The organism is Flavobacterium sp. Sd200 (assembly GCF_009826935.1).
GTDB lineage: Bacteria > Bacteroidota > Bacteroidia > Flavobacteriales > Flavobacteriaceae > Flavobacterium.
On sequence record NZ_WUMN01000001.1, the window covers coordinates 267178 to 283971 of the forward strand.

Here is a 16794-nt window from a genome sequence, read left to right on the forward strand (position 1 = left end):
GAGGCGTGATAAAAAGCATTGAACACAAATTAATATGTCAAATTTGTGTTTCCCTTCTTTATTGGATTTAAACAAACAGGTAATGTTAAATAAATATAAAAGATACAATTTGGTTCAAAGCTAATTGTTTGATTGATAAATTGATAACATAAATTTTATTTAGCGAAAACCTTTGCAGTGCTGTAGAATCATAATTTTGATAGCATTGATTTTTTTCAATGCATAACCACCAATTAAAATTAATAAAACAAGCAATTATGATTAGATTTTTACAGGAAAGGTTATGGCTTTTTGTAGCACTGACAACCTTATTTTCAGTCCATACAGCATGGGCGCAAACTTCCTACACTTTAAACCATGGGTTTGGCGGCCCAACCGGATTACCTACCGGCATTGAGATTGTTAGCTATAGCGGCCAGACAAGTTGTGTAACAACATCTAATGGAGGTAATGCCGTTACAACCTTAATATTAAGAGCCGCTCCGGGATATAATTTTACAATAGAATCTATTACCGGAACCGGTGTAAGGAGTAATTCGGGGCCAACACAGTTTAATTTTCAGGTAATAAATAATGGTACCGCAAATGGTGCCGCCAGTACTGTAAGCGGCTCAAGTAGTTGTAACGGAGGAACTCAAATTAGCGAACTTTTGGTTCCGGAACAGAACCAACTTGTAACATCAGGAAATATAGTTACCATAAACATACCAAGGTCTCCGGGCAGCACGTCAGGCCTTGGCTATAGCCACGTTAAAACATTAGTAATTAATGGCGAAGTATTTATACAGGCCCCGTTGGCAACTGCGGCTACAGCATTAACTACGGCAGGTTTTACAGCCAATTGGAATGCCGTAACGGGGGCTACGGGCTACCGTCTTGATGTTAGCAGCGATGCCGATTTTAATAACATACTCGAAGATTACGATAATTTAGCTGTTTCAGGCTTATCTCAGTACGTTAGTAGTGGTATATTGCCTAATACTTCTTACTATTATAGAGTAAGAGCCGAAATAGGGGAGTTAATTTCCGGACATTCTAATATAATTACGGTTGATGTTCCTTCATGTGGGGTTGTTCCACTGCCAACTGCCGCTGCGCAATTATTTTGTGGCGGAGGCACCGTGAGCGGGCTTATGGCTACAGGAGATACCAACGCTGTAATAAAATGGTATGAAGACCAAACAGGCACCACAGCACTAACGGCAGATACTGTTATAGCTACTACTGCTACTTATTATGTATCGCAAACTGTTGGAGGATGCGAAAGCGAAAGATTAGCCGTTGAGGTTACTGTAAACCAACTGCCCCCGGCACCTGAAACTGTTGTTGAGCAATTGTTTTGCGGGATTGGTACTGTAGGTGAGCTTACTGCCCTTACAGGTGAAAATTTAACATGGTATGAGCAAGTAGGGGGTGAGCCTCTTAGCCCTGACACTATGCTTATAAACGGTAACTATTTTGTTACACAAACTATTAATGGTTGTGAGAGTCTTACAGCCAGTACCGAGGCATCTATATTACAAATTCCGGGGGCTCCTGTTGCAGAGGCACAACAATTTTGCGGAACAGCTACAGTAGCCGATTTAATAGTTACTACAGGCGAAGCTCCAAAGTGGTATACTACAGATACTGATGGTGAAGCCCTTGCAGTCGATGCAGTACTTGCTACGGGTACTTACTATGTATCGCAAACAGTAAGTGTTTGCGAAAGCCCGCGTGCTGCTGTTGAAATCACCGTAAACGAAATTCCTCAGGCTCCTGTTGCCGAAGACCAGTTGTTTTGTGGTCCTGCTACCATAGCATCACTTATGGTTACTGGTGAAGCTCCAAAATGGTACACTGCCCTTACAGGGGGCAATGCACTACCAGCCGATGTGCCGCTTGGTTCGGCTACTTATTATGTTTCTCAAACCATAAATGGCTGCGAAAGTGCTAGGACTGCTGTTGCAGTAACGATAAGCACCACGCCTGCTGCCCCAACCGCTGCTGCCCAGGCTATATGTGGGGAAGGTACTGTTGCAGACCTGTCTGTGCTTACCGGCACAAACCCATTATGGTACACTGAGGCCACTGGTGGTGAGGCTTTAACTCCTGATGTTGTTGTTACAGACGGTATTTATTTTGTTTCGCAAACAGTGAACGGTTGCGAAAGCATGTTGCGCACGCCAGTAGAAGTAACTATTAACACGATACCTGTTGCGCCAACAATTGTTGTGAGCGAGTTTTGCGGAGCGGCCACTGTTGCCCAGCTTATAGTACCTGAGGGTGTAAATGCTTTATGGTATGATGCCGCGCAGGGAGGAACACCTTTGAGCAATACCACTGCCCTGACTTCAGGTAATTATTATGTGTCTCAAATTGTAAATGGTTGCGAAAGCCCGAGGATAGCTGTTGCAGTTACGGTTAATGCATTGCCTGCTGCTCCTGTAAACAATGCTGGCGTACAAACATTTTGCAATAATGCAACTGTGGCAGAGCTTGATGTTGATGGCGAAAATATACATTGGTACTCAACACCTGTAGGTGGCGATATTTTGACTGAAGACACTATTTTATTACCTGGTATAGCAATTTATTATGCATCGCAAACGGTAAACGGTTGCGAAAGTCCAAGAACGGCAGTTGCAATACAGTTCAACAGCACTGCTGCCCCTGTGGCTTTGGCTCAGGCATTTTGCGGGACTGGTACGGTTAGTGGTCTTACAGTAACTACAGGAATAGCACCGCTATGGTATACTGAACAGACAGGTGGGCAAGCTCTTACACAAGATACAGCTTTGGAAACACGTACTTATTATGTTTCTCAAACAATAAGCGGTTGTGAAAGTGCAAGAACGGCTGTTGAGGTAAGTATTAATGTTACACCCGCACCGGAAGGTGAACAAACACAAATGTTTAACGCAGGAGACACCTTGGCAGCCCTTGCAGTTACAGGTGATGGTATAGTGTGGTATGAAAATAGCGAGCTTACAGAAGTATTAGATGCTTCAACCGCTCTTGTAGACGGTACAACTTATTTTGCAGTTGCAAATATTGGAGAATGCGCAAGCGAGGCTCTTGCGGTTACTGTAGATGAGATATTGGGTAATACACAATTTACAAAAACTGCGTTTACAGCATACCCTAACCCGGTTACCGATGTTGTAACTGTAAAAGGCAATAAAACTATAACAGGAGTAACAGTACACAATCTGTTAGGTCAGCCGGTTATCTCTAAGAACAGCAATGCTGATTCTGTAACTGTAAATATGGCCAACCTAACAGGAGGTACTTATTTTATTAGAGTAGAATTTAGCAATAATTTTGAAACTATTAAGGTTATCAAGAACTAATAACAAAAAGAATAAATTAATTGAAGGCTGCCTGAAAAGGTGGCCTTTGCTTTTTATATGTTGTGAAGGGTAATTGCCGTAAGATAAGACACCCTTTTATTCCACTCTTCAGTAAGGTTATATTTGTTGGAGGGAATACGCCAAATTTTAGTTTCATAAATACACTTGCCAAATTTTTCGAGCTCCTTTGCGGTAGCAAAGTTCTTCAGTTTTTCGAGGCCACTCATGGCAACGATGGCAAATTCAGGATGTAAGTTTAGGTTGAGCACTGATTCGATTATAGTGGTAATACGTTGCCTTTGTTGTGTTGGCGACGATGAGACAAGCAGTATATGCTTTTTCCTTACCGTTATAATGTAAGTGCCGTCTGAAAGATCTGAAGTGGAATTGAGTTTTTTTAAAAATATTTTGCCGTTGTCAGCAAAATAGACCCTGCAGATTTGTTCGGGCTTTAGCCGTCGGCATACCTCGTTGATGGTCTCTGCCTTTCCGGCACTTTTACCACCTTTAACAATTATGTACTTCATAGCTACTAAATAATTTGGTTTGGTTTGTTTTTTTGTGTGAAGAATGCATAACTGTGCTAGCAAACGAATTCGCTGTCAATTATTAAAATGATAATTTTATTGCTTTAAATTGAGATAATAATGTTATTTTATGTAATAAAATTATCCATTAACTACAAATTCTCCTTACGGTTTTCCGTAAGTAAACGTTAACAAAATGTTAAAACGAGTTAATATACAGCAATTATATTAACCCTAAATCTTTTACAATTGCTATGAGGTGGATAGTATTGTGTGCTTTGAAATAAATTTTAAGTTTATTGATCCTTTTTTCAATACTGCTTGTGCTGGATGGTACTATTCCGGCATTTTTTAGTATGGAACTTATTTCGGGTTGGGTTAGTCCTTTAGAAAGATAATCTAATAGCAAAATATCGTTTTCATCAATTTCCAATACTGCCATATCACGGGCAATGTGAGATAACTGTGGCGATATATAAAATTCATCTGTTGTGTATACAGTTTCTATTGCCTCTACAAGTTCTGTTGCACTTTCGCGACTTTTTGCAACAAAGGCATTTATACTATGATCATCAAAAAGCGACTTTATTTTGTAGGGTTTATCGTCTATAGAATAAACAATGATTTTCAGGTCGGGCTGTTCTTTCCTTGCTGCTTCTATAAGTTTTTCGCCAGACACGATTTTTGCATCCCGGTAATCCGCTTTAAAAGAGAGATCGGTAATTAAAAGGTCAAAAGCTTCCTGTTCGTAAATTGCCCTTTTAATTTTTAAAAGCGCATCATCGCAATATTTAGCACTCCTGATATCGGCAGGGAAGTTTTTTTGCAGCACTGTCATTATGCCAAGGCTTATGCTGTCTATATCCTCGCACACTAAAATTTTTGTAAACATACACTTAAGAGCCGGTAAAATTTAGTTCAAGGTGAAAACCTCTTTCGGCTTTGGTGTCAAAAATAGCAGTACCACCAATAGAAGCAATACGGTTTTCCACATTTTGGAGTCCATTTTTCGATTTTATATCCTTACATGCCGAAAATCCTACGCCATTATCAGAATAAATGATTCGTATCTTTTTTCTGTCATAATTAAAATCGATTAACACAATAGAGGCATGGCTATGTTTTCTCATATTTACCATGAGTTCTTGCAAAATGCGGTAAACCACAATTTTTTTAGTAGCCTCTACTTTATCCCATTCTATTTTTTGTAGCCCTTTTGTAATAACGTTTACGCTTGTATCGGCATAAGAGCCAAGCATTAGTTTTAGTTGGGAGGGGTACCTGAGGCCAACATCTATATCATTATTCTCCCGCGATATATTTCGCGTAAGCATATAAATGCTGTCCAGTTTGGCAATCAGTTTATCTTTTTTAGATCCTGATATAACTTCTTCATTTTCTATATAATGCAGCGTTGTATAAATTTCATTGGCAATTTCATCGTGCACCTTTCTCGATAGCCTGGTTTCGGCGGCATAAGTGTCCAGGAGACGTTCTTTTTTGTGCCTTTGTACAAGCTGATAGAATAACAGCATAGACGAGAACACACTGGCTATTAATGCAAGAGCAAGTATTTTGTTATTGTCCGTATCCTGTTTTAAATGTTCGGCCTCCTGGGCCGGAAAAGAAAAATTTTTGCTTAATACTATAAATGTCGATACATTGCCGATTTGCACAGGTGTATGAGCCATTGCATTACAACAGCCTGAACATATAAAAAAATGCAGCAAAAAAACAGTTATAATAATTTTTCTTATCATGTAATAAAAAGGACGGGATAATTAAAATCATGAAAATAACCTGTACTAAAACATAATCTAAGTTGCAACGGTGTGCAAACATGACCATACGATTGTAAGCTATGCAAAAGACACCTGTATATGAGTCAAAAACTTACATATAGTTTATAGCACAACCAATATCGTTTTGTTTCCTAACGAAACCTGTGTTTGTAAAGGCAGGCTTAGACTAAGCCTGCTGCTCTTGAGACAATTTGTTTAAAACTCAGTAGGGCCTGTTTTATACTGTTTTTAGAATTAAAAAATTTAATGTTAAATTACTACTTTTTATTCAAATTCCGATGTAAAAAATAATTTTACTGTAGGATATTTAGATTGACTCATTTGAATTGAAAATTCAGAGTCGGCCAAAAACACCAATTGACCAAATTTATCTTTAGCCAAAAACTTTTGCTTAATTCTTTTAAACTCGGCAAACTCTACATTTTTAGGATCTTCAGGCTTTACCCAACAGGCCTTGTAGGCAGGGAAATTTTCGTAGCTACATTTGGCACCATATTCGTGCTCCAGCCTGTATTGTATTACTTCATATTGTAGTGCGCCAACGGTTCCAATTACCTTACGACCGTTCATTTCGAGGGTAAATAACTGTGCCACACCTTCGTCCATAAGCTGGTCTATACCTTTTTCAAGCTGTTTAGCTTTCATTGGGTCGGCATTGTTAATGTACCTGAAGTGCTCGGGCGAAAAGCTTGGAATGCCCTTAAAGCTCATTTGCTCCCCTTCGGTAAGTGTATCACCAATTTTGAAGTTGCCTGTATCGTGCAGGCCGACAATGTCTCCTGGATAAGATATATCTACAATCTCTTTCTTTTCGGCAAAGAACGCATTAGGACTGCTGAATTTCAGATTTTTGTTATGGCGCACATGCAAATAGGGCTTATTACGCTCAAAAATACCCGATACTATTTTAACGAATGCAATACGGTCGCGGTGTTTAGGGTCCATGTTGGCATGTATTTTAAATACAAAGCCGCTAAATTTATTTTCGTAAGGTTTAACTTCGCGTGTGTCGCTGTCTTTTGGTCTTGGCGATGGTGCTATTTCTATAAAGCAATCCAGTAATTCGCGAACACCAAAGTTATTTAATGCCGAACCGAAGAAAACAGGCTGTAAATTGCCGTCAAGATAATCTTTACGGTCAAATTCAGGATATACCTCTGTAATAAGCTCTAATTCTTCGCGCAGGCGCGTGGCAGCGGTTTCACCTACAAGAGCATCTATATCTTTACTGTTAATGTCAGATATTGCTATGGTCTCTTCAATATTCTTTCTGCTGTCCCCGCTAAAAAGGTTAATGTTCTTTTCCCAAATGTTATATATACCTTTAAAATCATAGCCCATACCAATAGGAAAACTAAGCGGTGTAACCTTTAGTCCAAGTTTTTGTTCTACTTCGTCCATAAGGTCGAATGCATCTTTACCTTCGCGGTCAAGCTTGTTTATAAAAACCAGCATAGGTATTTTGCGCATTCGACACACCTTTACAAGTTTTTCGGTTTGTTCCTCAACACCTTTTGCAACGTCTATAACCACAATAACGCTATCTACAGCGGTAAGGGTTCTAAAGGTATCCTCGGCAAAATCTTTGTGGCCGGGGGTGTCGAGTATATTTATTTTTTTGTTTTTATAATTAAATGCCAGTACCGATGTAGATACCGATATACCACGCTGGCGCTCTATTTCCATAAAGTCGCTCGTAGCACCTTTTTTTATTTTGTTGCTTTTTACAGCTCCTGCCTCCTGTATGGCACCTCCAAAAAGCAGTAGTTTTTCGGTAAGTGTTGTTTTACCCGCATCCGGGTGAGATATAATGCCAAATGTTCTCCTTCTTTCAATTTCGTCTGTAAAACTCATCAGTCTTTAACAATTGTTTGTTTAAAGCCGCAAAAATAAGCTATATAATATTAATCTGAAAATCTGAATGCTAACTTACCACTTAAAGTTTGCTGTAAAAACGGGGACATTGAGTTAGTAGTCCAATTCACTATCATACTCAATTAACATTAATGGTGGTTGTTAGTGATAATAGTGGGTTTTACTGCGAAATGCATTGTAAAATTCACACACTAATGATGTGTTTTTAAAAATCAGTTCAAACATGTGAGTTATTAATAATGAAAATGCTATTTTTACAAACCTTCTGCTAAAAAGGTGGGCATATTTGTAAAAAATCTATGAAAGGCTTGTTTGCATTTACTAAAAAGTATTTGGTTTTGTTGCTGTTGCTTTGGGCTATAAACCTGGAGGCACAACAGGATCCGCAATACACACAGTATATGTACAATACGCTTACCATCAATCCCGGCTATACAGGATCTACAGGTGGCATAGAAGCTAACCTTTTACACCGTTCGCAATGGATAGGCATAGATGGGGCACCACGCACACAATCTTTCAGTATACATTCGCCATATTCGCAATTATATGAACATATAGGGATAGGTCTTAGTGTAGTAAACGACAGGATAGGTCCGAGCGATGAGGTGTATGTAGATGGTAATTTTTCTTATACAATACTAACGGGAGCAGAGGGTAAACTTGCTTTTGGTCTTAAGGCCGGAGCAAGGGTACTTAATACAGACTGGTCCCGCGGGAGGTATTATCAGGAGGGCGACCCATTATTAAACAACAACATTAACAACAGGATCGCTCCTGCGCTTGGAGCAGGTATTTATTATTATACTAATAATTGGTATGCAGGTGTATCTGTACCCAATTTTGTGCGCACTAATATTTATGACGATGTAAAGGAAAGCATTGTGAGTGACAGGCTTCATTATTATGCCATTGCAGGCTATGTTTTTAATTTTAGCGATAATCTTAAATTTAAACCTGCAGTAATGGCAAAAGTTGTAAATGGCGCTCCTATAACGGTAGATGCTTCGGCTAATTTTTTAATACAGGAAACGGTTACCCTTGGTGCAGCCTATCGTTGGAATGATGCCGTGAGTGCGTTGGCAGGCGTACAGGTAACCGAAAATATTTTTGTAGCCTATTCTTATGATTATTCGGTTACTGAGCTCAATAAATATAATAACGGCACACACGAGTTTATGATACGTTTTCAGTTGCTGCCAAAAGCTAACCGTATAAGATCGCCGAGGTTTTTTTAAGATAAAAGATATGTCAAAACCGCTTTTCATACTCTCATTCTTTTTGTGTTTTGCAGGAACTTTTGCCCAGCAAAAGCTTAGACGTGCCGATAAGCTTTTTGCAGAGTTTGCTTATACAGAGGCGGCACAGTTGTATGAAGAGTATCTTACAGGTGTAAAAGATCCTAAACCCGAAGTGATAACTCATGCTGCCGATGCTTATTATTTTACTGCTAAAATGGGAGGGGCGTTGCGCTGGTATGAAAAATTGTATGAACTACAGGGAGCGGCCATGGATGACACTCATTTTAGACGCTATATCCTGGCACTAAGAGGGGAGGAACGATATGAAAGGGCGGATGAATTATTATTTCAGCGGTTAGATGCTATTGGAGATGAAACACTCAAAAAAAGTTTTGTTAACCAAAAACAGCATTTAGACAGCCTTGTAAAGAATGCTGATCTATATACGGTTAAAAATCTTGATATTAATACAAACAAGGCCGATTTTGGTACTGCCTTTTATGGCAATAAGATGGTCTATGCATCGGCAAAAGATACAGTTAAAGGAGGTGGCAAAACCTATTCATGGAACCAGCAACCTTATCTTTCTTTGTATGTTGCCGACAGAGATACTGCAAGCGGAGCATTCTTAAATGAAAAGAAATTTTTAGCAAAAACACAGACTGATTATCATAATGCTGCACCTGCATTTAGCCCTGACCTAAAGACGGTGTACTACAGTGCCAATACGGTAAATAAAAAAGACAAACTTCAAAACAGTGTTGAAGGTACTAACAACATACAACTAATAAAAGGAGAAATAAAAGGCGATGCGCTTGTAAATGTTGCAACACTGTCGTTTAACAGCAAAGACTATTCAGTTGGTCAACCGGCAGTAAGTGCCGATGGGCACTGGCTATTTTTTGTAAGCGATATGCCGGGGGGGTATGGCGAAACAGATATTTATATAGCACAAATATTTAGCGATGGGGTAGTGGGAGAACCTAAAAATATTGGTCCTGAAATAAATACGCCCGGGCGTGAAATGTTTCCTTTTATTAATAATGATGTTCTGTATTTTTCGTCAGATGGGCATTACGGATTGGGAGGTCTTGATGTTTTTATAAGTAAAAGAACAGGAGAAGTGCAGTTCGAGGCTCCACAGAATATTGGCAGTCCTGTAAATTCTAATCTTGATGATTTTGCTTTTGTGACAGATAATAGCGGTGCGTTTGGCTACCTTTCTTCTAACAGGGCAGGAGGCAAAGGAGATGATGATATTTATTATGTTGCACAGGTTAAAAAGCCCTGTACCCATAGCATTGCCGGAACTGTAGTAAACCTGAAAGCCAAAACCCCGATAGAAGGTGCCGACGTAAAAGCTTATGATGAGCAGGGAACCTTAACAGCTTCGGTTAAAACAGATGCCAATGGAAATTATACTTTAGATATACCGTGTGGCAAAGTGGTTATAGAAGCTTCTAAACCAGAGCATACTATTGTAAAAATACAGCCCGAATTGCTCAGGATTGATTTTGAACTATCTGCCTATGCCGATCTCGTAAAGAAAGAAGACAACGTCGAAAGGATAGATATAAACCCCATCTATTTTGATTTCGACCAATATTACATTACTCCGCAGGCTGCCGTAGAGTTGGATAAGGTGGTATATGTTATGCAAAATTTCCCGGATGTGGTTATTAAGATCGAATCGCATACCGACTCGCGTGGTAACGACGATTATAACATGCGCCTTTCCGACGACAGGGCAAAATCTACCTACAGCTATATTGTGAGTAAAGGAATATTGCCAACACGCATCGAAAGCGTAAAAGGCTATGGCGAGAGCCAGCTTCGCAACCATTGCTCTAACGGCGTAGAATGTACTCCAGAAGAGCACCAACTAAACCGAAGATCAGATTTTATTGTGGTGAAGAAGTGAGTTGGTTGAAAGCCATCAGGTTTTAAATTTAAAGTACCTAGAGGTTTGGCATCTTAGGACTATGTAAAAGACAGAATTTTATCGTTAAAATATATATATTAACGCAACCTTTATAATTATTCTGCATCTGTATAAAAAACCATAAAATCATGAAAAAAATATTCCTCTTTTTGGCATTTTCTGCATTTACCCTCACGGCTTGCAGCGACAATGACCCAATTACAGAACAAACTGCTACAAGTAATGCGCTGTTAGGCACATGGGTGGAAACAACCCCAACACCTAACGCCAGGACACTTACATTTTCTGCGGGTACCGTAACCCTTCAGTATGGAAATACTAATTACATTGACACTTATGAATATACGGTAAAGGATGGGCAATTGCATTTAGCACTTTTAAATAATGACTATATTACATTACACGACCTTGAAGTGGTAAATAACACCACTATTACATTAGGTAATATGTATGTACAGGATATGCAGGCGGAAACAGAGCCTATCATAACAACGTTTGTAAGGCAGTAAATAAAAAATAACCCACAATTAAAGACATCCCTATTAAGGGATGTTTTTTTGTTTGAAACGTATTTGAAAAATATCTGAATTTTCAATCCTGTAAAAGTTTGATTGACATCAATACATTTCCAAGGATTATTCCTTGAGTACCTATAAGTTCGTTTATATTACCTTCACCGATATCTTTTGAAGATAATTTTCAAATCGACTAAATTTTAACCATTATATAAATCTACTTATTCTGTAGACTTTGTAATTTTTTTCCTTACATTTGTTAACCGTGCATGTAAACATGCCTGTTTAGAATTAATTTACTGCAATTTTTTGTGGCTTCCGTATTAATATTTAGAAGCCTTTTTTATATGAAACATCCTATATACACGGCTAATTATATTAAATCGGGCATTTTGCCTGATAAGGCAAAAACTGCTTATTGGATCGAGGAATTTTTTCAGTGGTTTTTTTGTATTGGCCCACAATATGCCGACTATAATTTTTTTATTACGAAAGAAAAAGAACTGGAAGATTTGCTTAAACAGCTTTTACACTTAAGTGGTCTTGCCGAAGATAAAATAGAGCCGTTGCAGCTGGAGCTTCATAACAAGTCGGTAGTGCTTCATAAAAAGCTTGAAGATGATCTTAAAGCCATTTTTGAGTTCGATCCGGCAGCAAAGTCACGAAGCGAGGTGTTGGTTTCCTATCCAGGTTTTTTTGCCATTACCGTTTACCGCATTGCGCACGAATTATGGATCAATAATGTACCGGTATTGCCACGCATGCTTAGCGAGTATGTGCACGGCAAAACAGGTATAGATATACACCCGGGGGCTACAATTGGAGAACGTTTCTTTATAGATCATGGCACAGGCATTGTGGTTGGGGAAACGTCTGTTATTGGCAACGATGTAAAAATGTATCAGGGCGTTACTCTTGGAGCCCTTAGTGTAAGCAAGGCGGAAGCCGAAATAAAGCGCCATCCAACCATAGGCAACGATGTTACCATTTATGCCAATGCTACAATATTAGGTGGAAAAACTGCTATTGGAGACGGGTGTGTTATTGGTGGCAATGTATGGATAACCAATTCTGTACCCGAAAATTCGCTTGTATATCATAAAAGTGTGGCATCGGTAAGAAGTAGGGAAGTTTTTCCGGAGCCGTTAAATTTTGTAATATAATATCCGCAACATAATAAATTAATACAACATGAAAGTAGAAAGTATTTTAGAAACCATAGGGGGCACCCCCCACGTAAAGCTTACCAAACTTTTTCCTAATAACAATGTTTATATAAAGCTTGAGCGCACTAACCCCGGCAATAGTATTAAAGACAGGATTGCCCTTGCCATGATAGAAGATGCAGAGGCAAAAGGTCTTTTAAATAAAGACAGTGTTATTATAGAACCAACCAGTGGCAACACAGGTATTGGTCTTGCGTTGGTAGCGGCTGTAAAAGGCTATAAGTTAATTCTTGTAATGCCCGAAAGTATGAGTGTTGAGCGCAGAAAACTAATGTCTATTTATGGGGCAGAGTTTGAGCTTACACCGCGCGAACTTGGCATGAAGGGCGCTATTGCAAAGGCAGCCGAACTTACCGAAAGTACACCTAATGCATGGTCTCCCCGTCAGTTTGATAATCCTGCTAATGTTGAGGTGCACAAAAAGACTACTGCTCAGGAAATTATAGCCGATTTTCCTGAAGGTGTAGATTATATTATTACTGGTGTTGGTACGGGTGGACACATTACAGGTGTTGCCGAAGCATTAAAGGAAAAATGGCCTGGTCTTAAAGTATTTGCTGTAGAGCCGGAGGCATCTCCGGTGTTAAGCGGTGGTAGCCCGGGACTTCACCCATTACAGGGTATTGGAGCAGGTTTTGTACCGTCTATTTATAACAGTAATGCCATAGATGGAGTTATACAGGTAGGGAAAGATGATGCTTTTGATTATGCCCGTAATATTGCCAAAACAGAAGGTATATTAGCTGGTATATCTACCGGAGCATCTTTGGCAGCTGTAAACAAAAAGCTGGGCGAAATTCATACCGATGCTGTGGTGCTTACCTTTAACTATGATACAGGAGAGCGTTACCTGTCTATTGAAGGATTATTTTAAACTCGCATTACACTTATAAACAACAAAAAAGCGGAATAAATTTCCGCTTTTTTGTTGTTTATAGTTTTAGGATTGTTGGTTATATATACCCTCTTTCATCCGGGGCATTATCTGTTCTTGCAATATGACTGCCATCCCTAACCGGACTTCTGTGGTTTACAAGTCTGCTTTCACTCTCGTTTTCAACATCCTCAGCATCGACAATAGGTGCTGGTTTAGGAAACGAAGCAAGTTCCTGCGGATTTGTAATTGCCGGATCTTCATAAGGCAGATCCGGATCATGCGCTGTATTTTTATTGCTTATCCCTACGGTTTTCTGTGGGTTTACTGGCACGCTGTTACCAATAATGCTGTTTTGATCGTTTTCCATGATATTTTTTTTATGGTTAATAATCTGGTAAAATGCTTGTTGTTCAATGTATAGTTATAAAGTTACTAATACCTCACTTTAAACATTTTACAATTAACGCATGATTAACACGACTATTTTTTTGTATTTGGTGCATCTTGCCGAAAAATTTTGTCGCTTTAACGTTTTTTTAAGGTTTTGAATTATAGGTATTTCGGTAAGATGTATGTTTGTGGCGGCTAAAAACATAAAAATTACGACGAATGAAAAAAATATACCTGCTATTATTAATAGCTTTATTCTTTGCTGCGTGTTCTGCAGACGACAGTAATGAAATATTAAATCAGGAAAAAAATACCGAAATTATATATAGTGCACGTGCAACTGCATCTAAAACTAAACCGGGTACAGGAGAGTTGCCTGTAGCATCTTGTTTTAATGGTCTTGCCGCACATACAACAATTGATGTAACAGCAGGGCTAAACAAACCTATAGTTAATTTTGTTGCAGATGCACCGTCAAATTTATCGGCATCGGCCGGGTATGTGGTTACTGTTGAAGTACAGGAGCTTGCAGACTGCGAAGATATTAATGTTGCCAGCGGTTTACCTGTATTTTTTGGGGGTTCTGTTTTTTATAACGTTGTTGCAAATGCCCCTGTTATTAATGTAGTGCCTGCTGATTTACCCGCATGTTACAGGTGGAGATTTGTGTTTGAAAGATCTAACAGTGTAACGCCATGCAAATCGTTATCATCATGGTATGATGCTCCTCTTTTTTAAGTACTTTGATTTTTTATAGTGGAAGAAAGCCATCAGCGTAATTTGCTGATGGTTTTTTTGTTAATGATCTTTACAGGACAAATCCCAAACTATTTTATTAAGGATTTAAATAAATTGGCTACGTCTTAGGCTGTTTAATCTTAGACAAGGGTAAATAATTCTATTTTCTCTTCTTTTCCTCTCAATTCATTTTCTCCAATTGATATAATTTTGTAATGTTCATCAAGATCAAGTTTCTTAATTAACAGACCTGATACAAGAAGGTCAACATTATATTGATTACAAAGCCCTTCTATTCGTGCTGTAGTGTTAAGTACATCTCCGGTAAAAATTATCTCTTTTTTAAGGACACCAATTTCTCCGGTAGTTACTTTTCCAAAATGTAATCCTGCTTTAAAGCTGGGTACTATACCATATTTTTCCTTATAAGAAGTAGCTTTGTTAAGTAGAGATTCTTTCATGGTAAAAAAACAACACACGCAGTTATTATTTTTAAGGCCTTTGTCCAGCTTCCATGTCAGTATCATTTCGTCACCGGCATATTGATATATTTCTCCTGAATGCTCAATTACGGAATCGGACAGGTCATAAAAATATTGCTGCAACATCACAAAGTATTTCGCATGGCCAAGTTTTTCTGCAATCTGAGTTGACGATTTCATATCTAAAAACATGAATATCCTTTCTTCTTCTACAGGCTTGTAATATTTTCCTAAAAAGAAGTTGCTTAATTTAACTGTTCCTATGCTTTCACTCACTTCGGTATAAAATTGGGTTACTACAATTATTGAAGTTATATAAAGAAGTACTGACAAAAAAGAATAGTCGTTAAAAAAAATCCATATACTCATCCAGAAATCTACATGTGTAATTGTTTCAGGTATATTATTAGCTGTAACAATAAATACAATGACAAGAAAAAGAACAATAAGCAGCAAATAAATAATAGATTTGTAAAGAATTTTTTTGGTAAAGCTTTCTCTGTTAAACCGCTTACTAAAATAAAAGATCTCCAGGATGCCTGTAATGATGCCAATAAGTAATGCCAGTGAGGGAATAGCAATAATGTTCTTTTCGAAAGCATATTGATTTCCAGATGCCGGATAATACTTCAGATCTCCAAGAAGTCCTTTCTCAAGAAAAAGATAGATCGAACTAAACAATCCCCACATAAAGCCAAATGGCAATAAGCGTATAATATTCCTTTTTGCTTTAGGTGAAAACATATTTTACGTGGATTACTTATATGCAAGGTATTATTTTTTGAAGTGATTACGATAAAAGCTTATGCTATAATTTATTTAACAACAAAAGCCCACAGAAAATTCAGTGGGCTTTTAGGATAATGCGCATAACACACATTATCATCAACCTAACAATCAATTTCAGTCTGTATTGTATTCAATCGGATTTTTAATATTTGATCCGAAGTAATGAATCAGCGACTCGGTTACCTCAATGGCATTTATTTTTTTGCAATTTTTTTAAGAAGCGAGGTCAATTCAGATGATTTTGAAATAAAAGGACTATGGCCTGAATTTATAGTATAAGCGTTAGTGATTCCTGCATCTGTTGCCATTTGTTGCTGAAAGCCATAAGTAATGGTTTTGTCTGCAGTAGTGTGAATGTAATATTTAGTACCCGCGGCACTATAATCTGCCGCATTATAATTTAGCGGGGTTCCTAAAGGAATTGTTGGTTCTCCTTTATACCGACCCACAAGATATTGTTTTTGTGCATCTGTACCATCCTGGCAAAATATATTTGAAAGGTTTACAGCAGGATTGTCAATATTTGCAACGGTTTGATCTTCAGATAAACGTATGGCAGGACCTAACAAAGAAGTGGTATCAATATTTGCATAGTCCAGAACACTTTTTCCGCTTTTTGGGATAAAACCAGCAACATAGACCAGTTTTTTGATTTTTGTAGGAAGCTCAGAGGCTGCTTGTGTTATTACTGCACCACCCAGGCTGTGCCCAATAAGGATTACCGGTTCGTTATAATTGTTAACAGCAGCTTTAACCACATCTACATATGCTTTAAGTGATACCTGAAATGCAGGTGTAGTGTCGTCGCCATGTGCCGGTAATTTTACTACACTTACACGATATCCGGCAGCTTTTAGGTCTGATTCGGTTTGATCCCATACATAAGCGCCCTGCCATGCTCCGTGTACTAAAACTATGGGAGATTTTGCGCTGACATCTTCATTGTCATTATCCGAACAGCCACCAAATGCTGATACGGTCAACAGCAATATGAATGCCTTCGATACGGTCTTAAAAGACCTGGTTACATTAAATTCATTTGTTTTCATTTTTTTCTT

14 protein-coding genes are annotated in these 16794 nt (G+C 38.4%); 7 read left to right on the forward strand and 7 right to left on the reverse strand.

Annotation, left to right across the window (positions count from 1 at the left end; translation table 11 throughout):
* Positions 1-257: 257 nt before the first annotated feature.
* Complete coding sequence (locus GR160_RS01185) at positions 258-3332, forward strand: T9SS type A sorting domain-containing protein (protein WP_160748002.1); 3075 nt, start codon at positions 258-260, stop codon at positions 3330-3332.
* A gap of 53 nt (positions 3333-3385) precedes the next feature.
* Here GR160_RS01185 and GR160_RS01190 read toward each other — a convergent pair whose 3' ends face one another.
* The 4 genes from GR160_RS01190 to GR160_RS01205 all read right to left on the reverse strand — a co-directional run bounded on the left by GR160_RS01190 (position 3386) and on the right by GR160_RS01205 (position 7515).
* Positions 3386-3859 (reverse strand): hypothetical protein, encoded by a 474-nt coding sequence (locus GR160_RS01190; protein WP_160748003.1) that lies wholly within the window; start codon positions 3857-3859, stop codon positions 3386-3388.
* Between the two features lie 223 nt (positions 3860-4082).
* Positions 4083-4751, reverse strand: a complete 669-nt coding sequence (locus GR160_RS01195; protein ID WP_160748004.1) for a response regulator transcription factor — start codon at positions 4749-4751, stop codon at positions 4083-4085.
* Between the two features lie 4 nt (positions 4752-4755).
* Complete coding sequence (locus GR160_RS01200) at positions 4756-5550, reverse strand: sensor histidine kinase (RefSeq protein WP_160748005.1); 795 nt, start codon at positions 5548-5550, stop codon at positions 4756-4758.
* Positions 5551-5925: 375 nt separating this feature from the next.
* Entirely contained in the window at positions 5926-7515 is a 1590-nt protein-coding gene (locus GR160_RS01205) for a peptide chain release factor 3 (protein WP_160748006.1), read from the reverse strand.
* 320 nt (positions 7516-7835) lie between these two features.
* On the opposite strand from GR160_RS01205, the gene GR160_RS01210 reads away from it, so the two are divergent.
* From GR160_RS01210 to cysK, 5 genes are all read left to right on the forward strand, one after another.
* Positions 7836-8774 (forward strand): type IX secretion system membrane protein PorP/SprF, encoded by a 939-nt coding sequence (locus tag GR160_RS01210; RefSeq protein ID WP_160748007.1) that lies wholly within the window; start codon positions 7836-7838, stop codon positions 8772-8774.
* 10 nt (positions 8775-8784) lie between these two features.
* Entirely contained in the window at positions 8785-10698 is a 1914-nt protein-coding gene (locus GR160_RS01215) for an OmpA family protein (protein ID WP_160748008.1), read from the forward strand.
* 149 nt (positions 10699-10847) lie between these two features.
* Positions 10848-11228, forward strand: coding sequence for a hypothetical protein (locus GR160_RS01220; RefSeq protein ID WP_160748009.1), 381 nt, complete (start codon positions 10848-10850; stop codon positions 11226-11228).
* Positions 11229-11581: 353 nt separating this feature from the next.
* A complete protein-coding gene (gene epsC, locus GR160_RS01225) occupies positions 11582-12397 on the forward strand; it encodes a serine O-acetyltransferase EpsC (protein ID WP_160748010.1) in 816 nt (271 codons plus the stop codon).
* Positions 12398-12425: 28 nt separating this feature from the next.
* Positions 12426-13334: a cysteine synthase A gene (cysK, locus tag GR160_RS01230; protein ID WP_160748011.1), complete on the forward strand. Its 909-nt coding sequence runs from the start codon at positions 12426-12428 to the stop codon at positions 13332-13334.
* A gap of 79 nt (positions 13335-13413) precedes the next feature.
* Here the strand turns inward: cysK and GR160_RS01235 are convergent, their stop codons facing one another.
* Positions 13414-13704: a hypothetical protein gene (locus tag GR160_RS01235; protein ID WP_160748012.1), complete on the reverse strand. Its 291-nt coding sequence runs from the start codon at positions 13702-13704 to the stop codon at positions 13414-13416.
* Positions 13705-13946: 242 nt separating this feature from the next.
* Between GR160_RS01235 and GR160_RS01240 the strand changes: the two genes are divergently transcribed.
* Positions 13947-14465, forward strand: a complete 519-nt coding sequence (locus tag GR160_RS01240; protein ID WP_160748013.1) for a hypothetical protein — start codon at positions 13947-13949, stop codon at positions 14463-14465.
* Positions 14466-14605: 140 nt separating this feature from the next.
* Here GR160_RS01240 and GR160_RS01245 read toward each other — a convergent pair whose 3' ends face one another.
* Entirely contained in the window at positions 14606-15691 is a 1086-nt protein-coding gene (locus tag GR160_RS01245; protein WP_160748014.1) for an adenylate/guanylate cyclase domain-containing protein, read from the reverse strand.
* A 239-nt stretch (positions 15692-15930) separates the two neighbouring features.
* Entirely contained in the window at positions 15931-16785 is an 855-nt protein-coding gene (locus GR160_RS01250) for an alpha/beta hydrolase (protein WP_160748015.1), read from the reverse strand.
* Between the last annotated feature and the right edge of the window lie 9 nt (positions 16786-16794).